Annotated in this window: 22 protein-coding genes; 18 read left to right on the top strand and 4 right to left on the bottom strand. The window is 41.1% G+C overall.

The window, feature by feature from the left end:
* The first annotated feature begins 64 nt into the window (after positions 1–64).
* The 12 genes from AN392_RS01390 to AN392_RS01335 all read left to right on the top strand — a co-directional run bounded on the left by AN392_RS01390 (position 65) and on the right by AN392_RS01335 (position 9,553).
* The gene (locus AN392_RS01390) at positions 65–718 is read left to right on the top strand and encodes a thermostable hemolysin (protein WP_055011603.1); all 654 of its coding nucleotides are present in this window, start codon (positions 65–67) and stop codon (positions 716–718) included.
* A complete protein-coding gene (locus AN392_RS01385; RefSeq protein WP_055011602.1) occupies positions 715–2,193 on the top strand; it encodes an AMP-binding protein in 1,479 nt (492 codons plus the stop codon). Before AN392_RS01390 ends, AN392_RS01385 begins: the two co-directional genes overlap by 4 nt.
* Positions 2,186–2,875 carry a TenA family transcriptional regulator gene (locus AN392_RS01380; RefSeq protein WP_055011601.1) on the top strand — a complete coding sequence of 230 codons (690 nt, stop codon included), beginning with the start codon at positions 2,186–2,188 and terminating at the stop codon, positions 2,873–2,875. Before AN392_RS01385 ends, AN392_RS01380 begins: the two co-directional genes overlap by 8 nt.
* Positions 2,872–3,642 carry an SDR family oxidoreductase gene (locus tag AN392_RS01375; RefSeq protein ID WP_055011600.1) on the top strand — a complete coding sequence of 257 codons (771 nt, stop codon included), beginning with the start codon at positions 2,872–2,874 and terminating at the stop codon, positions 3,640–3,642. Before AN392_RS01380 ends, AN392_RS01375 begins: the two co-directional genes overlap by 4 nt.
* Before the next feature lie 13 nt (positions 3,643–3,655).
* On the top strand, positions 3,656–4,303 hold the full coding sequence (locus AN392_RS01370; RefSeq protein ID WP_055011599.1) for a hypothetical protein: 648 nt from the start codon (positions 3,656–3,658) through the stop codon (positions 4,301–4,303).
* Positions 4,304–4,314: 11 nt separating this feature from the next.
* Positions 4,315–4,974, top strand: a complete 660-nt coding sequence (locus tag AN392_RS01365; protein WP_055011598.1) for a response regulator transcription factor — start codon at positions 4,315–4,317, stop codon at positions 4,972–4,974.
* A 62-nt stretch (positions 4,975–5,036) separates the two neighbouring features.
* Positions 5,037–6,338 carry an ATP-binding protein gene (locus AN392_RS01360; RefSeq protein WP_055011597.1) on the top strand — a complete coding sequence of 434 codons (1,302 nt, stop codon included), beginning with the start codon at positions 5,037–5,039 and terminating at the stop codon, positions 6,336–6,338.
* On the top strand, positions 6,331–6,684 hold the full coding sequence (locus AN392_RS01355) for a cupredoxin domain-containing protein (protein ID WP_010388691.1): 354 nt from the start codon (positions 6,331–6,333) through the stop codon (positions 6,682–6,684). Before AN392_RS01360 ends, AN392_RS01355 begins: the two co-directional genes overlap by 8 nt.
* Entirely contained in the window at positions 6,671–7,411 is a 741-nt protein-coding gene (locus AN392_RS01350; RefSeq protein WP_055011596.1) for a hypothetical protein, read from the top strand. The genes AN392_RS01355 and AN392_RS01350 overlap by 14 nt, the downstream gene beginning before the upstream one ends.
* Entirely contained in the window at positions 7,408–8,121 is a 714-nt protein-coding gene (locus AN392_RS01345; protein WP_055011595.1) for a hypothetical protein, read from the top strand. Before AN392_RS01350 ends, AN392_RS01345 begins: the two co-directional genes overlap by 4 nt.
* 261 nt (positions 8,122–8,382) lie before the next feature.
* Complete coding sequence (locus tag AN392_RS01340) at positions 8,383–8,592, top strand: cold-shock protein (RefSeq protein WP_008467029.1); 210 nt, start codon at positions 8,383–8,385, stop codon at positions 8,590–8,592.
* 235 nt (positions 8,593–8,827) lie between these two features.
* Entirely contained in the window at positions 8,828–9,553 is a 726-nt protein-coding gene (locus AN392_RS01335; RefSeq protein ID WP_235575559.1) for an ABC transporter substrate-binding protein, read from the top strand.
* 478 nt (positions 9,554–10,031) lie between these two features.
* Here AN392_RS01335 and AN392_RS01330 read toward each other — a convergent pair whose 3' ends face one another.
* Positions 10,032–11,255 carry a NupC/NupG family nucleoside CNT transporter gene (locus tag AN392_RS01330; protein ID WP_008110735.1) on the bottom strand — a complete coding sequence of 408 codons (1,224 nt, stop codon included), beginning with the start codon at positions 11,253–11,255 and terminating at the stop codon, positions 10,032–10,034.
* A gap of 17 nt (positions 11,256–11,272) precedes the next feature.
* Positions 11,273–11,902: a uridine kinase gene (gene udk, locus AN392_RS01325; RefSeq protein WP_008110733.1), complete on the bottom strand. Its 630-nt coding sequence runs from the start codon at positions 11,900–11,902 to the stop codon at positions 11,273–11,275.
* Between the two features lie 192 nt (positions 11,903–12,094).
* On the opposite strand from udk, the gene AN392_RS01320 reads away from it, so the two are divergent.
* From AN392_RS01320 to AN392_RS01300, 5 genes are all read left to right on the top strand, one after another.
* A complete protein-coding gene (locus tag AN392_RS01320) occupies positions 12,095–13,312 on the top strand; it encodes a phosphopentomutase (protein ID WP_008467026.1) in 1,218 nt (405 codons plus the stop codon).
* A gap of 66 nt (positions 13,313–13,378) precedes the next feature.
* Positions 13,379–14,080 (top strand): purine-nucleoside phosphorylase, encoded by a 702-nt coding sequence (gene deoD, locus AN392_RS01315; RefSeq protein WP_008110728.1) that lies wholly within the window; start codon positions 13,379–13,381, stop codon positions 14,078–14,080.
* A gap of 358 nt (positions 14,081–14,438) precedes the next feature.
* On the top strand, positions 14,439–15,182 hold the full coding sequence (locus AN392_RS01310) for a ferredoxin--NADP reductase (RefSeq protein ID WP_055011594.1): 744 nt from the start codon (positions 14,439–14,441) through the stop codon (positions 15,180–15,182).
* A 90-nt stretch (positions 15,183–15,272) separates the two neighbouring features.
* On the top strand, positions 15,273–15,974 hold the full coding sequence (locus AN392_RS01305) for a nuclear transport factor 2 family protein (protein ID WP_055011593.1): 702 nt from the start codon (positions 15,273–15,275) through the stop codon (positions 15,972–15,974).
* Between the two features lie 9 nt (positions 15,975–15,983).
* On the top strand, positions 15,984–16,304 hold the full coding sequence (locus tag AN392_RS01300) for a hypothetical protein (RefSeq protein ID WP_008112665.1): 321 nt from the start codon (positions 15,984–15,986) through the stop codon (positions 16,302–16,304).
* 12 nt (positions 16,305–16,316) lie between these two features.
* Here the strand turns inward: AN392_RS01300 and AN392_RS01295 are convergent, their stop codons facing one another.
* A complete protein-coding gene (locus tag AN392_RS01295; RefSeq protein ID WP_008112666.1) occupies positions 16,317–17,198 on the bottom strand; it encodes a TPR end-of-group domain-containing protein in 882 nt (293 codons plus the stop codon).
* A gap of 641 nt (positions 17,199–17,839) precedes the next feature.
* Here AN392_RS01295 and katG point away from each other — a divergent pair.
* Complete coding sequence (gene katG / locus AN392_RS01290) at positions 17,840–20,020, top strand: catalase/peroxidase HPI (protein WP_055011592.1); 2,181 nt, start codon at positions 17,840–17,842, stop codon at positions 20,018–20,020.
* A 253-nt stretch (positions 20,021–20,273) separates the two neighbouring features.
* On the opposite strand, the gene AN392_RS01285 is transcribed toward katG, so the two are convergent.
* Positions 20,274–21,875, bottom strand: coding sequence for an ABC-F family ATPase (locus AN392_RS01285; RefSeq protein WP_010389550.1), 1,602 nt, complete (start codon positions 21,873–21,875; stop codon positions 20,274–20,276).
* Between the last annotated feature and the right edge of the window lie 89 nt (positions 21,876–21,964).

Here is a 21,964-nt window from a genome sequence, read left to right as displayed (position 1 = left end):
TTAAGTTTTATTTAAGTTTCACTGATTAAATTTTATCTATAGATTTAATACAGGCGATGCTTATATGCAACTAGCTCAACATCACTCCTCAGCTGCGCTGTTTCAACAGCCTTTTCATTTTGTTAGTGCTACACAAAGTGATAAACACCGTCAGCGCCTTGAAGATACAGTAAAACAAGGCTTTTTCACTGCGTATAATGCAAGCCTAACCTCATTTATGCCATTACTCTGTCAGTATAAAACTGTGCAAGGGCATTGCACATTAGGGCTCAGAAACGCTACTTCCCCTTTATTCATTGAACAATATTTAGCTGCGGCCATTGAACAATTTTTACCACCAGGCACACCGCGAAATAAGGTGTTTGAGCTAGGTAACCTTTGCTCAACACATCGTAAAGCCACGCTATCTCATTTTATTATTGTAAATGAAGCTTTGCGCGGCTTTGGCGCGAGCTACTTAGTGTTTTGCGCTACCAAAAAAGTACGCGCCTTACTGCGCCTACTAGGTGTTACCTGCAACGAAATTGCACTGGCTAATAGCACTGTAGTAGATCAGCCAAAGAGCTGGGGTAGCTATTATGAGAATCAGCCTACGGTGTGCATTGTTAATTTAGCGCAGGCACATCAGCAAGTACTTAACACACCCATGCTGTTAAATATTAAACAGCAAAATACACAACAAATTAATGCCTTGATGACTGCGTTGGAGAGCTTATGAGCCTATTAAATAATATTAATAAGGTAGCGAATGAGCCAGTGGTTGTTAGTTACTTAGCCAATAAAGTGATGCCTATTAGCGTTTTGGAGTTACAACAAGAAACTAATAAGCTGACAGCTATTTTTAACGCTTTAGATTCTGGTGCAATTGCCTTCCAGCTTGATAATACTCCAGCTTGGCTGGTTGTTGATGCCGCAACCAGTGCTGCAAACAAGGTTGCGGTGCCTATCGCCCATTTTTTTAGTCAGCAGCAAACACAGTATGTGCTAGCGCAATGCGGTGCGCAGTTTTTTATTAGTGATATGCCTCGTCATTCGCTTGGTAAGCATTCATTGTCGGTAACATTATTTGAGCATTATACCCTTTATATTTATCAGCTCGATGCGATTGAGCCCGTGGACTATTTTACTGGTACGCAAAAAATTACATTTACTTCAGGTTCTACTGGTGAGCCAAAAGGGGTGTGCTTATCAACACAAAGCCAGATGCAGGTAGCTCAGTCATTATGTGAGCAAATAAACATTAGTAACCCCGTGCATTTATGCTTACTTCCGCTGCCAGTACTATTGGAAAATATAGCGGGTGTGTATGCGCCTTTGTTAAGTGGCGGTTGTGTACATTTAATGCCGCTAAACGAATTAGGTTTTGTTGGCTCAGGGTTAAAAAACCCTAACAAACTCATTGGTGCAATCGATAGTGTAAAACCTAACACCCTTATTTTAGTGCCTGAGTTATTAACGTGTTTAGTTGCCTTTGCAAAACAAGGCTGGCAGCCACCAAAGTCACTTAAGTTTATTGCTGTTGGCGGAGCACGGGTTAGTGAATCTTTAATTTTAACTGCACGAGAATATAACCTACCGGTTTATCAAGGTTATGGTTTGTCCGAGGCGGCTTCAGTAGTGAGTTTAAACACCCCCAACTATGACGACATAAATAGTGCTGGTGAAGTATTAGGGCACGTTGAAACGAAAGTTGAAAATGATGAGTTATTTATTAAAGGAGCGTTATTTTTAGGGTATTTAAATCAAGCGCCGCATAACCCAAATACCTGGTACGCCACTGGCGACTTAGTATCTAAGCGTAATAATAAGCTGTACATAAAAGGGCGAGTAAAAAATCTGATCATCACCAGTATGGGGCGTAATGTTAGCGCCGAATGGCCTGAATCATTAATTTTAAGCCAAAGTGCGATACAGCAAGCGGTGGTGTTTGGTGAAAGCCAGCCATTTTTAAGCGCGCTTATTTATGCGGCTCCCGGATTTAGTGATGAGCAATTAAAAGCACATTTAAAAACAGTAAACCAGCAACTTCCTGACTACGCACAGATTAAAAAGTGGCATCGTTTGGCCCAACCTTTAAACGAGCAGCAAGGATTATTAACCGCTAATAATCGCCCTAAACGAGCGGCAATTAGCCAGCACTACAGCCCTATTTTTGAACAGTTTTACCGACTTGGAGAAGTGATCCATGAGTGATTTTTTTAATACATTAAAAGCACAAACTCAAAACGAGCGTGAGTACTTATTAGCTGCGCCAATTATACAGCGTGTATTTAACGGACAAGCAACGCTTGAAGAGTATGCCTCGTTTTTAGCGCAGGCTTATCATCATGTAAAACACACTGTTCCTTTAATGATGTCACTTGGCGCACGTTTAACTGACGAGCAAGAATGGTTACGTGAAGCGGTAGCTGAATATATCGAAGAAGAAATTGGTCATCAAGAGTGGGTGCTAAACGACATTGCAGCCTGTGGGTTTGATAAAGAAAGTGTGCGCTATAGTCAGCCACAATTCGCCACTGAAATGATGGTGTCGTATGCCTACGATAGTATTGCACGTAAAAATCCGCTTAGCTTTTTTGGTATGGTTCACGTATTAGAGGGGACCTCAATTGCGCTTGCTGATGGAGCCGCATCAAACATAGCGAATGCAGTAGGACTTCCTAAAAAAGCGTTTAGCTATTTAACCTCTCACGGCGCGCTTGATATAGAGCATGTTAAGTTTTTTGAAAACTTAATGAATCAAATTACCGACGAGGCGGATCAGCAGGCTATTTTACATGGTGCAAAATGTTTTTATCGTTTGTACGGCGATATTTTTCGCGCTTTAGACGACGAGCCGTTTTTTAAAGCATCAGCACAAGAGCAACACGCATGAATACCGGCTTATGTGTATTAACTGGTGCGACAGGTGGAATTGGTCAAGCCATTGCCAAAACACTACACGGCCAAGGTTGGCAACTACTCTTGGTGGGGCGAAATAGTGATGCCCTCAATACGCTAAGTAGCCAATGTCCCGGTAGTATGGTTTTTGTGGGGGATTTAACGGTTGCCGAAAACATGTTGGCACTCGCCATTAAAGCCAAAAAATTAGGGGGCGCTAAGTTACTCATAAACAATGCAGGCATTAATGTAATGCAAAGCTTAAGTGCATCGAGTAGTGAGCAAATTGATAATCTACTGAGCACTAATTTAGCCGTCCCTATGAAATTATGTCAGCTGTTTTTAGCGCAATTGCATGCGAATAAAGGCTCCATAGTTAATGTTGGGTCGTCATTTGGCAGTATAGGTTACCCATATCAAACACTTTACTGTGCTAGTAAGTTCGGTTTACGTGGTTTTAGCGAAGCGCTATCACGAGAGCTTTCAGATACACCCGTTAAAGTTAGTTATTTAGCACCAAGAGCAACCGATACAGATATTAATGATGCACAAACACGAGCAATGAATAAGGCGCTTGGTAATCAAATGGACTCCCCGCAGTTGGTGGCTGATGAGTTAGTTGCGTTATTAAACTCAAATAAAACCAGACGATTTATTGGTTTTCCTGAGAAACTTTTTGCACGTATCAATGGTGTTTTTCCACGTATTGTGGATAACGCAATTGCTAAACAGCTCCCTAAAATAAAACAGTTTTTAGGTTAATAGAGGATTTATTATGAAAAAATTTACTTTAGTAGCTTATTTAAGCATTGTTAGTGTGTTTTCATCGCCGGTATTTGCAGACGAACAAAGCGATTTACTCGCTATTCAACAGCAGTGGGCTGTCGCTAATTATGAGCTTAAAGATGATGCACAAATCAAAGCCTTTACTCAACTAAGTGAGCAAAGTGCTCAATTTATTGAAAGCTACCCTGATTCAGCAAATAGCTATACGTGGAACGGCATTGTACTGGCCAGTTTTGCTGGCGCAAAGGGCGGGTTAGGGGCGCTGGGCTATGCTAAAGATGCAAAAGCGTCATTAGAGCAAGCCCTTAAAATAGACGACAGTGCTTTAGGTGGCTCAGCGTATGCCAGCCTAGCAACCTTATACAGTAAAGTACCGGGGTGGCCTATTGGTTTTGGTGATGATGACACCGCCGACAAGTTTTTTAAGCAAGCGCTCGCTTTTAACAAAAAAGGCATTGATACTAACTACTTGTATGGTGAGTTTTTATATGACGAACGTGAATATGAGCAAGCTAAAGCCCATTTGTTAGTTGCGCAAGCAGCAGGTATTCGTGATACTCGTGCTAAAGCTGATAAATATCGTCAACAAGCAATTAGCTCTTTATTAGCTAAAGTAGATAAAAAACTAAAGAGATAACAAAATAAACAATGCATTTATTATTAGTTGAAGATGATCATCTTGTGGCGCAAGGGCTTTGCCGCTCATTGCGCCAAGAAGGCTACAGTGTAGAGCATAGCGCAACGGTTAAGCATGCATTGCAATGCTTAGGCAGTGGTGAAATAGAGTTGGTTATACTTGACCTAGGTTTACCCGATGGTGATGGTTCACAAATTCTAAAGCACATAAAAGCGCAAAAAAAAGTGATTCCGGTGGTTATACTAACAGCACGAAGTAGCATAGATGACAAGGTGCAAGGGCTTGATATGGGCGCTGATGATTATTTAGCTAAGCCATTTGAACCAGCCGAATTATTTGCTCGTTTGCGCGTAGCGAGCCGACGAGTAAATCAAGCTCAGTCGAGTTTATTACAGTGTGGTGAAGTGACTATGGACACGTCAGCGCATAGTGTCACACTCAGCAATGAGCTGCTTTCTCTGCCACGAAAAGAATACATGCTGCTAAAGGCACTATTGGAAAACCAAGGTCGCGTGCAATCTAAACAGCAGTTAGAAAACAAACTGTACCAGTGGGGTGAAGAGGTTGGCTCTAACACCATTGAAGTGCATATTCATCATCTACGAAAAAAATTCCCCAGCGATTTTATTAAAACTCTCCGTGGTATTGGTTATGTCGTGGGAAAGAGATAGCTCAAGTGATTAAAACGCCCCTAGATTGCACAAACTTGAATTTACAAAGGTAACCATACTCTATGTCAATTCGTAAGCGTTTAACTCTTATTTTACTATCAATGATGGTGTTAACGTGCTTTTTAGCTTTAGTCAAAGGCTACCAAAAAAGTATGAGCCATGGTGAGCAACTACTTGATAGTGAGCTAAAAGTGGTCGCTGGAGTGTTGATGCAACAGCCTTTATCTATAAACGCCATGGCGCCAAAAATGCAAGAAAGCGCCCAGTTACTGTATCAAATTTGGCAAGCTGGTGAGCTCCTTAGTGGCTCTGACGAATTAAATCTTGATTTGAGCCAGTATCAAGCGGGTTTTCAAACGCTTAATATTGCAGGACAGCGAATGCGGGTATTCGTTTTTGTCACTTCTTTACGCACCGTGGTTGTTGCCGAGCCGATTGCTAAGCGGTTTGAACTAGCCGAGGCGGTGATTTTATCAGCCATGTTGCCTATGCTTTGGGCGGTTCCTTTGCTGGCGCTATTTATTAGCTTTTTTGTTAAATATGCACTGGCACCATTAACCCGTTTATCAAAACAGTTAGCTCTGCGCCAAGCAAATGATTTCACAGCGATCAATTGGCAGGTGACTGATGAAGAGATAAAACCGGTGATCAGCCGCTTAAACGATTTATTTAAACGCGTAGAAACCGCCTATTTACGAGAGCGTTTTTTTGCCTCTGATGCGGCACATGAATTACGTACTCCCCTGAGCAGTTTAAAAATTAATGTGCATAATTTGGCTGCTCAACAAGGCGATAACCAAGAATTACAAGCCATGACTCAAGGTATTAATCGACTGTCCAATATAGTAGAGCAAATGCTAATACTAGGGCGTACTCAGCCAGAGCAGTGGCAAAAACAGTTTAAGGAGCAATCATTATTAGCGATCACGCAAGAAGGTGTTAGCCAGTTGTATGAAAAAATAGAGGCTAAAAACCACACTATCAGTCTTGAGGGAGATGACTTTATCATTAACGGTGATGAATTTACCTTAGTGACGTTGATTTCAAATCTACTTAGCAATGCCATAAAGTACGTACCAGCCAATGGACAAATAAAAATAACTCTAAAGCAGATGCACAAGCAGCGTATATGGCAAATAGAAGACAGTGGCCCAGGTATGACGGACGATCAAAAACAACGGATATTTAACCGTTTCTATCGTGTTGGCGGTGACCAACACCCTTCGGGTGAACAAGGTGCGGGTTTAGGCATGGCAATAGTGCAGCATATTATTGCTATTTATCGCGCTGAAATTCACTTAACGGATAGTGATTTGGGTGGCTTAAAAGTACAGGTAGTTTTTGCAGGAGCTAAATGTGATTAAACGACTTATTAGGCCTTACTTATATTGTTGTGTATTTTTATCATTTAATGCCGCCAGTAAAGACTATCTTATTGTGCTTAAAGATCATTTGTTTTACCCCGCAGAAATCGTCGTACCGGCCAATAAAAAGGTACGCTTGTTAATCGAAAATCAAGATAGTACGCCTGAAGAGTTCGACAGTTTCGATCTCAATCGAGAGAAAGTACTTTACCCTAAGCGCAAAAGCGTTATTTATATCGGGCCGTTAATCCCTGGGCGTTATGAATTTTTTGGCGAGTTTTCGCCCAATACGGCGCGTGGTGCTGTCATAGTGACTGAAAAGGAGCGCTCTAATGCTAATAACTAGCCTAGTGATGAGTCTAAACCAGTTACTGCCGGTGGCCATTTTACTTATTTTACTTCAAGTTGTAGCCAAGCAAAGCTTAATGAAATTGCTGGGGGGGCTTATTTTAGGGATCGGGCTTTCATTTTTGTTTGTAAAAAGTGCGCCGTTAATTAGCCCCTTGTTTGACTATCAGGGTTTAGAATATGCCCAAATTGGTTTGTGTATTTTAATTTTTATTAGTGCACTGTACTACGCCATTAAACAAGCAACAGCTGCTTTTATGATTGCGATTATCAGCGTAATGACACTTTATTTAAGTCACTACATTATTTACCTGATTGGCTTTTGGCAAAACAACGAAGCGGCTCAAAGTTTATTTATTGGCACTTTTTTAGGCTTGGGAATATGCAGCAGCTTTAGCGTGTTGTTGTATTTTTTATTGAGTGCAACCAAACAGCGCTTTGGGCTTACTCCTTTATTAGTATTGTTAGCATTAAATAGTGCGGCAAAATTAGTTGTGGCGCTTGATTTGGCGAGCCAAATTGATTTGATAGCAACAACGGTAACCGTATGGGATTTACGTGACATTTTAACCGAAAACTCAGAGTTTGGACGAGTATTGCGCGCTCTGATTGGTTATGAGGCTACGCCTAATTTAACCAGTGTTTTAAGCTATGCGTTGAGCAGCGTGTTATTTTTATCCGTTTGTTATTTTATTCCTAAATTAATCACTAAGGAAAAATCATGAAAGCAATAAACCTATTTGCAGCCACTGTATTAATTGGTTTTTGTTTATTAATACCTAAGCTCGTTTATGCTGATGGCATAGTAGTAGATAAAGTTTATCATCCGTATGTGTTGCCGTTTGAGCGCGAGCTAGAATGGCGGCTTGTGTCGCATCAAACTGATAGTGGTAATATTTTAGCGCAGCGCGTTGGCTTAGGCGGCGCAATAAACGACACCATGGCATTGGAAGGCTACATCGTGGGTGAGCGCGATGATAACGGTGACTTTGGCTTGCAAGCGTATGAGTTAGAGCTTCGTTGGCAGTTAATTGAACAGGGCAGGTTGTGGGCTGATTGGGGGGCATTATTTGAATTTGAAAAACAGCATGACGCCGACGCATACGAAGCAACCTCTGGTTTTGTAATTGAAAAAGAGTTTGGTCGTGCAAGCCTCACCATGAATGCTTTTTTAGTATACGAATGGGGGCAAGATATAGAAAACGAATGGGAAAGCGAGTTTAGAGCGCAATATCGCTACCGATACTTGTCTGCTTTTCAGCCCGCGGTTGAGGTTTATCTTGGTGAAGACTTTGTGGGTATTGGCCCTGGGTTTATAGGCTTGCACCGCTTTGATGGACAAAAACAATTAAAGTGGGAAGCCGGTTTTATTACTGAAATCAGCCAGTCAGAGAAGAATCATAGCTTTAGAATGGCGTTAGAATTTGAATTTTAAGCTGCTTAAACAAGTGCTTAACATGTAAAGTGGGTTGCGAGGGTTATTTTATTAATTAAATCGCGTAAAGGGTTGACTTGTCACAGTAACTCTATATAGTAGGCCGCAGCTAGAAAGAAAGCATGATAATTTATAAATCTCCATTTCGTTGTTGTATAAGTAATACTTGTAGTACCGTCCTGAAGTTTTTAAGTACCATCTCATTTTTTGCTACACCGCCCATTAGGGCACAATTTAATTTTTTATATCAGGAATAATACTATGTCTAACATCGTATCAGGTACAGTTAAGTGGTTCAACGAGTCTAAAGGTTTTGGTTTCATCGAGCAAGAAAACGGTCCAGACGTTTTCGCACATTTCTCAGCAATCAAAAGCGAAGGTTTCAAAACTTTAGCTGAAGGCCAACGTGTAGAGTTCACTCTTTCACAAGGTCAAAAAGGTCCTCAAGCTGATAACATCACAGCTCTATAATTTTACTTTTTAAGTAAAATAAAAAAAGCGCTTAAGGCGCTTTTTTTGTGCCTAAAATTTAAGAACATCCCACCACCGCTTTAACATTCCCGTCATTTTATTTCTATTTACGTCATCTGCTATTTTAACATTACAGACAGCGTTATAAATTAATAGTCTCTACGAGTTTTCTAGGTTAAAGTTATTACTTAAATCATAGGGGGTGTGTATCTATAAATTTATACTATTAGCTTTTGTGCTGTTATTTAGCCAAAAAATTCAGGCTGCTGAGCCTAAACTGGTTATTTATACCGAAAGTTTTCCTCCGTATAACTTTCAAGATGGCACTGGCCAATTGGTGGGTATCAATCATGACATAGTAAAAGATACCTGTGCTCGTGCAGCGCTAGAGTGCGAGTTTATAATGCTACCTTGGAAGCGTGCTTACCACTTAGTGCAAAGTAACCCGCAGTCAGCCATTTTTTCTTTGGCAAAAACGCAAGAGCGAGAGCCTCTTTTTAAATGGGTTGGACCCTTGGTGTCAAATCAAACCTATTTTTATAAATTAAAAACCAGTGAACATATTGTCATGGACGATATCACCCAAGCTAAAAACTATTCGTTAGGCATAGTGCGAGGCGATATTTATGAAATGCTGGTGCGTCGACTTGGGTTTGTAGCTGATAAAAACTTATTGCTATTTAGTGAAGCAGACTCATTTATGCGTTTGTTTTTTAAAAAACGTATCGATTTAATTATTGGATCTGACTTTACCATAGGCCATCAAACCGAACCATTTGGCTACTCTAGAGATGATTTAGTAAAGCTTAAACAAATTCATGTAGATGAGCTAAAAGGCAATTATATTGGTTTTAATAAGGCTGCCTCACCCGTGGTGGTGGAACGTTTTAATCAAGCATTAAAGCAACTTAAAGCTGAATCTGAGTATAAACCTTACATTAACCGTTACGTTAAAAATTAAATTCATCGCTATCCGACATCATAGTTAAACGCATAGCATTTCACCGCTAGTTAGCCTCTGGGCCACTTCTTCTGATGACTTTAACACTTTGCCTGTGCTGAATTTATACCAATCCGCAATAATACTTAATCATTTTACGGGGGTAAACGTGTCGCTACCTGCGTTAAAAAATTCTCATTTACGACTGCATGGATGCAGAAGGTAGAGCAATGCAGGAGCAATTGCCGAGAACAACTAAATAGCCAATTTTCTGCCTTGCTATCAATGCGTTTTCCAGCCTTAAAATAGACTACTTAACTAAGCGAATTGGTATTAATCGTAGAGAGAACGTGAGAATTAACGAAGATAAAGTAGGGGGGCTAAAACGATAAAAGGGCCTTGCGGCCCTTGGTGAAGTATCGTTCAAGTCAGATAGTGCTTTAACCCCTTAAAGCGCTATCCTATTGTTTTGCAACAGATGGATCATCTCATTAAGTTTCTAAGCTAGCGAGAGGAAAAACCCAGCAATTGCTGCGCTCATAAGGTTAGCCATAGATCCTGCTAACACTGCTCTGAGCCCTAAGCGTGCGATATCCTTTCGCCGACTAGGCGCCATACCGCCTAATCCACCTAGTAAAATGGCTATCGATGATAAGTTAGCAAAGCCACACAATGCAAAAGTAACAATTGCTTGTGTATGCGCACTTAACGTATCGCGATAATTTATAAAGTCTAAGTAAGCAACAAACTCATTTACCACTAACTTTTGACCAATAAAGCTGCCGGCTATAATTGCCTCATTCCACGGTACTCCTAGTAACCATGCAACAGGGGCAAATAAGTAGCCTAAAATTTCTTGTAGCGTTAATGTAGGGTAATCAAATAACCCACCAATACCGCCTAATAAACCGTTTAATAAAGCAATTAACGCAACGAAAGCAAGTAGCATTGCACCTACGTTAAGTGCCAACTGCATACCGTTTGCTGCGCCTGATGCTGCTGCATCAATAACATTAACCGGTTTGTCATCGCCTAAATCTATCTCGGCTAAATCATCTTTAGGTGTTTCTGTCTCTGGCACTATCATTTTTGCCATTAAGAAACCACCTGGTGCCGCCATAAAGCTGGCTGCAATTAAATACTTAAGGTCAACACCAATAATTACATAACCGGCCATTACAGAGCCTGCTACGGTGGCTAAACCACCAACCATTACTGCAAACAATTCCGACTTGGTCATGGTTGCAATAAACGGTTTAACAATTAAAGGCGCTTCAGTTTGACCAACAAAAATATTTGCTGTGGCTGAAAGCGACTCGGTGCGTGAGGTTTTCAATAATTTTTGTAAACCGCCACCCAAAATTTTAATAATCCAATCCATAATGCCTAAGTGATATAACACAGCAACCAACGCTGAGAAAAACACAATAACGGGCAATACTTGAATTGCAAAAATAAACCCTAGCGTATCTTGCGAAGCTAATGGGCCAAATAAAAAGCTAATTCCATCGTTGGCATAACCAATAACCGATGAAACGGCGCGAGACATACTCGCTAATACATTTTTGCCTGCTTCAAAAAACAGTACAAATCCGCCGATAATCACTTGCATTAAAAATGCGATACCCACGGTTCTTAGTTTTATTGCTTTGCGATTAGTTGAGGCTGCAAAGGCAATGCCTAGTAGCACCATCATGCCTACTAAGCTCATAAATGTTGTCATACAAACGTTTCCCGTTGTTATTCTTGTAAAATGTACTTTATTTTACTTTTTATAATATCAATCGCAACGCGATTCATACCGCCTCGAGTCACAACTAAATCAGCGTTATGCTTTGAAGGCTCAATAAATTGATAAAACATCGGTCTAACAGTTGCTTGATATTGCTCAACAACAGATTGTAATGTTCTGCCTCTTTGTTCCATGTCGCGTTGCATTCGGCGCATTAAACAAATATCTAGCGGTGTATCTATAAACACCTTGATATCAAATTCTTTATTAAGCGCTTTATCGCTCAGTAATAAAATACCTTCTACAATGAGTATTTTAGCCGAAGCCACACGGCGTGTTTTATCGCTGCGTGTATGTTGGGCATAATCATAAGTTGGTACTTCAACAGAGTGGCCATTACGAAGTTGTGTTAAATGCTCAAGCATTAGTTCGTGTTCAAATGCATCAGGATGGTCGTAATTCGTTTGCGTACGATGTGCCATCGGCAAATGCGATTGATCCTTGTAATAAGCATCTTCTTCAATAATGGCGATAGCGCCTGGTTCAAGCTCATTTACCAATTCATTATAAATTGTTTGGCTAAATAGAGATTTGCCGGACGCCGATGCGCCTGCAATAGCTATAATAGTTCGTGTCACTAAAGTTCTCACCCACACAGAAGGATATATTGTTGGTAGATCACAATAGCAAAAAAGACACGATTAATCTCTTTTGCTTCGCTTAAGAGTGCAAATTTATAATGTTTAGGTTTTATGAAACAGGACTTATGTCCTGTACGGAAAAATCGAAGAGCAGATAAAGTAACCACCTAGAACAGATGTGAGGTCACAATGGCAAGAGCAATTATCTTAATGGCGGATAGTTTAGGAATTGGCGCAGCACCCGATGCAGATAAATTCGGTGATGTAGGTGCTAATACATTCGCACATTTACTCAAGGCATATTATGACGAAACTGGCAGTAAGCTTTCGCTTCCTAACCTTTCAAAATTGGGGTTAGTAGATGCATGTGAAGCCGCTGGTAAAGAACCCTGTTTAATTGCTGACCGAAATGAGCCACAAGGTGCATGGGGTTATGCAAAAGAGCTTTCAAGCGGTAAAGACACGCCATCGGGTCATTGGGAAATGGCTGGCGTGCCAGTGTTATTTGATTGGGGATATTTCCCAAAAACACAACCGAGTTTCCCACAAGAATTTGTAGACGAGTTTATTGCTCGTACAGGTATTCCGGGCATTTTAGGCAATTGCCATGCATCGGGAACCACTATTTTAGAGCAGCTAGGTGAAGAGCACGTAAAAACAGGTAAACCAATCTGTTACACCTCAGCTGACAGTGTGTTTCAAATAGCCGCGCATGAAGAATCATTCGGCCTAGAGAAGCTTTATCAAGTTTGCGAAATCGCACGGGCGCTGCTTGATGAAATGAATATAGGACGAGTGATTGCGCGGCCATTTTTGGGTTCAAATAGTCAAGACTTTGCCAGAACCGGTAATCGTCGTGATTATTCAGTATTACCGCCTTCGCCAACATTGCTCGATGTACTTGCAAAAGACGGTGGCGAAGTAATCAGTATTGGTAAAATTTCAGATATTTATGCGCACCAAGGCATTACCCAAAAGCATAAAGCGCCAGGGTTAATGAACTTGCTAGAAAAAACCAGTGAAGTGATGGCCACTGCGCAGGATCACAGTTTAATTTTTACCAATTTAGTTGATTTTGATGAAAAGTTTGGCCATCGCAGAAATCCTGTTGGCTATGCTAAAGCGCTAAAAGAGTTTGATGATTACTTACCAACTATTTTAGATCAGCTAAAGCCTGATGATTTATTAATGATCACCGCCGATCATGGCTGTGACCCGACCTTTCCAGGGTCAGAGCACACTCGTGAGTATGTTCCAGTTATTGCTTATCAGCCAGGAATGAACAACACGCCACTGGGTGAACGCAATAGCTTTGCTGATATCGGTCAAACGCTTGCACAATGGTTTAACTTAAAAGCGTTAGAATATGGTGATGGCTTTATTGATAAGCTGAACACAGTTAAATAACTTAAAAATACGCTACTATATTTTTAAAGTAATAGGGCTTTTAGCCAAACAAAAGGAAAACAATCAATGAGTACTCCGCATATCAGTGCAAACGTAGGTGATTTTGCCGAAACAGTATTAATGCCAGGCGATCCGCTACGCGCACAATATATTGCTGAAAACTTTTTAGATGATGCAGTGCAAGTAACTGGCGTACGTAACATGTACGGCTTTACTGGAACTTACAAAGGTAAGCCAGTGAGCATTATGGGTTCTGGCATGGGCATTCCTTCAATGTCAATTTATGCTCGTGAGCTTATTGTTAGTTTTGGCGTTAAAAATATTATCCGTATTGGTACCTGTGGTGGTATTGGCAGCGATATTAAAATTCGCGACGTAATCTTTGCACAAGGTGCAAGCACAGATTCTAACGTGAACCGTGCCCGCGTTCGTGGTACTGACTTTGCAGCGATTGCTAACTTTGATTTACTTTTAAACGGCGTTAATGCGGCTAAAGATTTAGGCATTGATGCAAAAGTAGGTAACGTATTTACTACCGATACTTTCTATCAAGCAGACGACACTTTCTACAAAGACCTAGATAAACTAGGTGTACTTGCTGTTGATATGGAAACAGCTGGCCTATACGGCGTTGCAGCAGAGTATGGCGCAAAAGCAATGGCATTATTTACCGTAAGCGATCACGTGATCACCGGCGAAGCAACACCTGCAGATGAGCGTCAAACCACGTTCAACGAAATGGTAAAAATTGCATTAGAGTCTATCTAATCTTAAACAGTTCCTTGGTAACGTATTCACTAAGTTTTGGAGACACGCCCAAAGTGAAGTGAGACTAAACCCCCAAAGCCGCATTTTATGCGGCTTTTTTTATGCCTGAGATTTTGATGCGAGCTTCGGGCTTCGGGCTTCGGGCTACGGGCTTCGAGCTACAAGCTTTATGTTCCTAGGTTTTAGCACTAGCTCGTTGCTCGATATTCGATACTCGAAACCTGTTGTTTTCCCATTTATTTCCCTGTCAGTATTTATAACTTAATGCTAATGTTTAAGTTATAAAGCTTGCTTTTAAAATGAACAATTTTAAAGTTTTAGCTGATAGCTGAAAAACGTCTTAAACTCTGGAGTAACTATGTCTAATTGGATTGATGCGACAGTAAAGTCAGTCAAATGGTGGAATGAATCGTTATTTAGCATAACCGTTCACGCCGATGTAGAGCCGTTTAAAGCAGGGCAATTTACAAAGCTCTCTATTATGGACGGTGATAAACGTATCGCTCGCGCCTACTCTTATGTTAATGCACCACAAAGTCCTGATTTAGAGTTTTACCTCATCAATGTGGTTGATGGTTTACTATCTTCTCATTTAGCCATACTCAAACCGGGTGACACCGTATTAATAGAGCGCCGAGCAACTGGCTTTTTTACTCTAGATGAAGTGCCTGCGAGTGAGCAACTGTGGATGCTTAGTACAGGCACAGCTATTGGGCCATTTTTATCAATGTTACAGCAGAGCGAAGTATGGCAAAAATACAAACACATAAATTTAGTGCATGGTGTACGGCAAAATAGCGATTTAAGCTATCAGGGGCTTATTAACAAACTAATAAAATCACATCCTAGTCAACTCAACTATATTCCGGTTGTTAGCCGTGAGGTGCCTTTACAAGGCTTAGCAGGCAGAATTACCACTGTGATTGAAAATAATGCTTTATATGAGCACGTGGGGTTATGGGCTACACCAAATAATGCCCAATTTATGCTGTGTGGTAATCCGCAAATGGTTAAAGACACCACAGAGTTATTATTGGCTCAAAATTATAAGCGTAATCGTCGAAAAGAGCCGGGACATATCACGGTTGAGCAGTATTGGTAGCTAGCTATAACGTTATAATAACTATCTCAGAGGCCTAAAATTTGCTATGTTGCGCTTTAATTGTATTTAGTCTTCGTACTTAGGAAATCCATGAAATCTTTATTTATTATTTGTGCCTGTTTATTGGCCGCTTTCACGTTAAATAGTCATGCTATAGAGCAATCAACACCGCTGGACGAGACTAAACAAACACAGCAAAAAAATGCAGCGCAACAACAAGACGCGCTTGATACATTAAGCCAAGAGGCTAATACACCAAAAAAGCCGGTTGTTGAGAAAGTAAAAGCAGATGACTCTCAAGTACTTGGCAGCGAATCTACAAAGCCCGTTCAGCAGCCTAATAGTAAAGCGGATAAAGCCCAGGCTGTTGCGCAAGCTGAGCAAGCAGTCACACAAGCAAAAGAAGCACTCACAGCAAAGCAACAAGCCAAAGCAAAACAGTCGCGTGAGTCACTTGCTGTTGTCGAGCAATTAGTAAATGCTTACAACGCGCGTAACATTGAAGAATTTATTCGCATGTATGATGAAGATGTTGAGTTTTATATTTTCCCGAATGAGCTATTATTTAAAGGTAAAGAAAAACTAATAGCGCGTTATGGCATTATGTTTAAAAAACTTAAGTGTCTGCACTCATCACCAATCAAGCGTATTGTGCATGGTGATATTGTAATAGACCATGAACTGTCAGAAACCTGTTCAACGGATGCGAACGTTATAGATAAACGTTCAGAGCTTATATCAAGTTATCAGATCAAAGATGGTAAAGTGGTTAGGGTTTTATTTTTTAGGTAATTATTAATTATGCAGCTAAGTGACGAGAAAAAAATTCGTGTAATGTATCGAGTAGAGCCAGGTTGTTTAGGCCCTGATGGCGTAGACCACATTGAAGACTTTTGTCGCTTTGCGAACAAGCACATTAAATCGCCTTATTATGCGCAGTTATTATTTTTACCTCGATACGACAAGCAAAAAGATGAGCGCCAATACAGCGTTAAAAACCGCAATTTATCTCAGGTGCAGGCTAAAGCGTACTTAAATCATTTTGAAATTGACATAGAAGACTTTGAAGAGCAGCTAGACGAGCTGCTCTCTAAATCAATAGACTTATACTTCAAACGCTAGGGTCAGCAGACCCTAAGCTTCGTTTGAAACAATAGCATTAAAGCTATCGTTATCATGTAGGCTGGCAAAAGCACTTTCGTGAAGTAGCTCGTTTCGTAAGTTAGGCGAGTATTCAAGAGACATTTTTATATCAGCTAGGGCATCTGCATGTTCATGTGTTAAAGCATACGCACAGGCTCTTTGCCAATAGGCGTAACCATAATCACTGTCTATATCAATGGCTTGATTGCAAAGCTCAATGGCTTGCTCAGTTTCATTTAGCTCTAATAATGCATCCGCTTTGTAGGCAATGGCTTCTACATCTTCTGGTTTACGTTTTAAAATCTCATCGAATATTTCAATTTTATTGGCAATATCACTTTCTAGGTTGGCTCGCATCCATAACGAATGAACTTCGTTGGTGATCGATATACGTTCTTGGTTACTGAGTATTTCTTCAGAACGTACACGCAGTTTTTCTTCTAAAATTTTCAAGCGGTCTTCGTACTCGTCAGTAATAACACTAACTCGAGTATTTACTATATCTTCCACTTTATTTTTTACATCACGTAGTGAATTCCAGCCCACCAATACTAAAATAGAAGCAGTGGCAGTAATAATAAAAAATACATTATTAATGGTATCTGTGGTGTAGGTAAGCGCCCGATCGGCGGTGTCTAACTGTGCATGCGTAACTTGTTTGGTTACGTCTTCACGCAGTTTTTGTTGATCTTGGCGAACCGACTTTAATTCGTCGAGAATATAACGCTCAAGTAATGGCTTATACATTGGCTCTTTTAGCTGCGCTAATTCACGTTGCTGTTGCTCATCCAAGGTCGCGGTGTTTTTATCAGCAGCTTGCACTGCAGATGAAGCACCTATAAAAACAATAAATAGTAAAAAATAAAAACGCATTGATATGCCTAGTTAAAAAATTAATTAATCGCTTTGTTAACTCTAACATGCGCACATCATTGGTACTAGGGTGAGTATAGGGAAGCTGGCATTAACTTGGGTGGCAGTAATTATAGGCAAAAAAAACCAGCCCAAGGTGGGCTGGAAAAAACTACATCAACATCTCAGGGAACAATAGGAGATAAGGCCTAGTGTATATGTGCCTACCTGAATTTTTACTTAACTAAATTCAAATAGTTAAAAATAGGGAAGAAATAAAGGTGCATAAATAGTTTATACACCTTTTATAACTATAATTTCATGGCGAAGGGGGGTATTCCACTGTGCACTTAAGATAACCTAAGTCACTTTCAAACCCTTCAGCATACATTACGTGGCTATTTTTAATAACGATCATCTATTTTATAAAAAGTTTTAATATTAAGCACACAACTGGCAGCGCCATCATATTTATAAATGATTGTAATCGTTTTAAAGCATCGTCTTGCTCTAGCGTATCAAAGCCGCTACACGTATATTGAATAAGCAGAGACCGTACACGTCATTAATATAATGGCAAAAAAATAACAGCGCTCCCAATTGGTGAATGCCAAAAGCAGTAAGCATGGGCGTTTTTATTTATATTTAAAAAGGAGCTCAATATGGATAATCATAAAGCGGGTAAATGCCCAGTTATGCATGGCAGTAATACCACAACTGAAAACACCAATACAGATTGGTGGCCAAATTCACTAAATTTAGACATCCTTCATCAGCACGATAGTAAAACTACCCCCTACGATAGCGACTTTAATTACGCCGACGCTTTTAATTCACTCGACTTAGAGGCACTTAAAACCGACCTAAAAAATTTAATGACTCAAAGCCAACCGTGGTGGCCAGCCGATTGGGGGCACTATGGTGGCCTGATGATCCGTATGGCGTGGCATGCAGCGGGCTCGTATCGTTTAGCGGATGGCCGAGGCGGTGGCGGTACGGGTAATCAACGTTTTGCTCCACTTAACTCATGGCCCGATAATGCCAACCTCGACAAAGCTCGCCGTTTGCTGTGGCCAATTAAAAAGAAATACGGCAATAAGCTTTCATGGGCTGATCTGATTATTTTAGCCGGTAATATGGCGTATGAATCAATGGGACTTAAAACCTTTGGCTTTGCTGGCGGCCGTGAAGATATTTGGCACCCAGAAAAAGACGTTTACTGGGGCGCAGAAAAAGAATGGCTGGCCCCAAGTGATGAGCGATATACCCAGGTTGATAAACCCGATACCATGGAAAACCCATTAGCAGCAGTACAAATGGGCTTAATTTATGTAAACCCAGAAGGGGTTAATGGCAAGCCCGATCCGCTTAAAACCGCAGATCAAGTTCGCGAAACCTTTGCCCGCATGGCCATGAACGACGAAGAAACCGCAGCACTCACCGTTGGTGGTCACACTGTTGGTAAAACTCACGGTAATGGTAAAGAAGAAAACTTAGGCCCAGAGCCAGAAGCTGCCGACGTACACGAGCAAGGCCTTGGTTGGAATAACCATAAAACGCGTGGCATTGGCCGCGATACCATGACCTCAGGTATTGAGGGCGCATGGACAACCTACCCAACTAAATGGGATAACGGCTATTGTAAATTGTTACTCAATTACGAATGGGAGCTAACAAAAAGCCCTGCCGGTGCTCATCAGTGGGAGCCGGTTAATATTAAAGAAGAAGATAAACCCGTTGATGTGGAAGACTCATCAATTCGTTTGAACCCAATAATGACCGATGCCGACATGGCGATGAAGCTCGACCCCGCATATCGTAAAATTATTGAGCGTTTTAATGACGATTTTGAGTACTTTACTGACGTATTTGCTCGCGCATGGTTTAAGTTAACCCACCGTGATTTAGGGCCAAAATCGCGCTATTTAGGTGCCGATGTACCAAGCGAAGATTTAATTTGGCAAGATCCAATTCCAACGGTTGATTACACCTTAAGCGACGCTGAAATAACCGACTTAAAAGCGAAGCTACTTAATTGTGGATTAAGTGAAACCGACTTAATTAATACCGCATGGGACAGTGCACGTACTTACAGAGGCTCCGATCACCGTGGTGGTGCTAATGGCGCTCGTATTCGCCTTGCTCCGCAAAATAACTGGCAAGGTAACGAACCTGCGCGTTTAGCCAAGGTACTTAGCGCACTTGAAACACTGCAAGCGAGTTTAACTAAGCCTGTTAGTATGGCTGATTTAATTGTACTTGGCGGCACCGCTGCAGTAGAGCAAGCTGCTAAAAAGGCCGGAGTTGATGTAACCGTACCATTTGCCCCAGGGCGTGGCGATGCAACTGATGATATGACCGACGCAGAGTCATTCGAGCCATTAGAGCCAATTCATGATGGCTTTAGAAACTGGTTGAAAAAAGACTACGCTGTATCCGCCGAGGAGCTATTACTGGAGCGCAGCCAATTAATGGGCTTAACCGGGCCAGAAATGAGCGTGTTACTAGCTGGTATGCGCGTACTGGGCACTAACTATGGCAATAGTGAGCATGGCGTATTTACCGACAACGTAGGCGTACTGAGTAACGACTTCTTTGTTAATTTAACCGACATGAACAACCGCTGGGAACCTGCAAGTAAAGGCGAGTACAACATAGTTGATCGCGCAAGCGGTAAAACCAAGTACACGGCTACGCGGGTTGATTTAGTGTTTGGTTCAAACTCAATTTTACGTGCATTAGCAGAGTTTTATGCTCAAGACGATAACAAAACCCGTTTTGTACACGACTTTATAAATGCATGGGTAAAAGTAATGAACGCCGATAGGTTTGATATTAAATAAACCTGAGTAATATTTAAAAAGGAGCAGTAATGCTTCTTTTTTTATTATTTAAAGGCTAAAGGCTAAAGGCTAAAGGCTAAAGGTGAAAGGTGAAAGGTGAAAGGTGAGAGGTGAGAGGTGAAAGGTGAGAGGTGAAAGGCTACGAGCGACGAGCTTATGCTAAACCCTAAACCCCCATACACAAAAAACGGCGCTTAAGCAAGCACCGCTTTTAAAATGGTTTAGGCTATTTCTTTAACCTTTAACCTAGCTCTTAAGCTACTTTATTTTCTTCGCAGCTTGCTAGGTATTCGTCAAACGTACCTTGAAAGTCAATCACTTGCTTGTCTTTAATATCAACAATACGCGTTGCTAGTGACGATACAAACTCACGGTCATGGCTTACAAAAATAAGTGTGCCTTTAAAGTCTTTTAGGGCATTGTTAAGCGCTTCAATGGCTTCCATATCCATGTGGTTTGTTGGTTCATCCATTATTAGTACGTTAACGTCTTGCATCATTAACTTACCGAATAACAAACGGTTTTTCTCACCACCTGAACAGTTACGCGCTTTCTTATTTGAATCGTCTGCGGTAAATAATAAACGCCCTAACATGCCACGAACCATTAAATCGTTGTGCTTAGCGGTGCGCCACTGCGACATCCAATCAAATAAAGTTAAGTCGTTATCAAAGTCTTTGCTGCTGTCTTGTGGGCAGTAACCAAAGGTCGCGTTTTCTGACCATTTAACTTCACCGTGTAAGCTTTCAAGCTCGTTAACTAAACAACGTAAAAAGGTGGTTTTACCCACACCGTTTTCGCCAATTACCGCAAGCTTTGCACCCGCTTCAAGCAATAAGTCGCCGCCGGTAAATAACGTTTCACCGTCAAACCCATGGCCAAGCTTGGTTAGCTCAAGCGCTTGGCGATACATTTTTTTGCCTTCGTCAAAGCTCAGTGACGGGCTCATACGGCTTGATGCTTTAACTTCATCAAGCTTAATTTTATCCATTTTTTTAGCGCGCGAGCTGGCTTGTTTTGCTTTAGAGGCATTAGCACCAAAACGGTTAACAAAGTCTTGCAGCTCGTCTATTTCAGCACTTTTTTTCGCGTTTTCAGCTAATAACTGTTCGCGTTGCAAGCCTGAGGCTTCAAGGTACTTTTCGTAGTTACCTGGGTAAATACGCAGCTCGCCGTAATCAATATCGGCCATGTGCGTACATACCGAGTTTAAAAAGTGACGGTCATGGGAAATAATAATCATGGTACATTTACGTTGGTTAAGCTCATTCGCAAGCCACGTAATAGTATGAATATCCAAGTTATTGGTTGGCTCATCAAGTAGCAAAATATCAGGATTAGCAAATAGCGCCTGTGCTAAAAGCACACGCAATTTCCAACCAGGGGCTACGTTTGCCATTAAACCATAATGAAATTCTTTATCGATACCCGCATCAAGTAGTATTTCTTCTGCGCGGCTTTCTGCGGTGTAACCGTCCATTTCAGCAAATACACTTTCAAGCTCGGCTACTTTCATGCCGTCTTCTTCGCTCATTTCAGGCAACGAATAAATACGGTCGCGCTCTTGTTTTACTTTCCAAAGCTCAACGTCGCCCATAATTACCGCGTCAACTACGCTGTATTGTTCAAACGCAAACTGATCTTGGCTTAGGTTACCTAATTTTAGCCCCGGCGTAATAGACACATTACCTGCACTAGGCGTAAGCGCACCGCTTAAAATTTTCATAAATGTCGACTTGCCGCAGCCGTTAGCGCCAATTAAACCGTAACGGTTACCGTTACCAAATTTAGCTGAAATGTTTTCAAACAACGGCTCTGCGCCAAACTGCATCGTAATATTTGCGGTGGAGATCAAAAAAAGTAATCCTAGAAAATTAATGGCAGGGTTAAGCTGCAGCAAGGTGCCGCATAAATAAACAAGCGATAGAGTAAATAATAGGCCGC

Origin of the sequence: Pseudoalteromonas sp. P1-16-1b (genome assembly GCF_001401785.1) — a bacterium.
GTDB classification, from domain to species: domain Bacteria; phylum Pseudomonadota; class Gammaproteobacteria; order Enterobacterales; family Alteromonadaceae; genus Pseudoalteromonas; species Pseudoalteromonas undina.
This window is presented reverse-complemented; position numbering and strand designations above follow the sequence as displayed.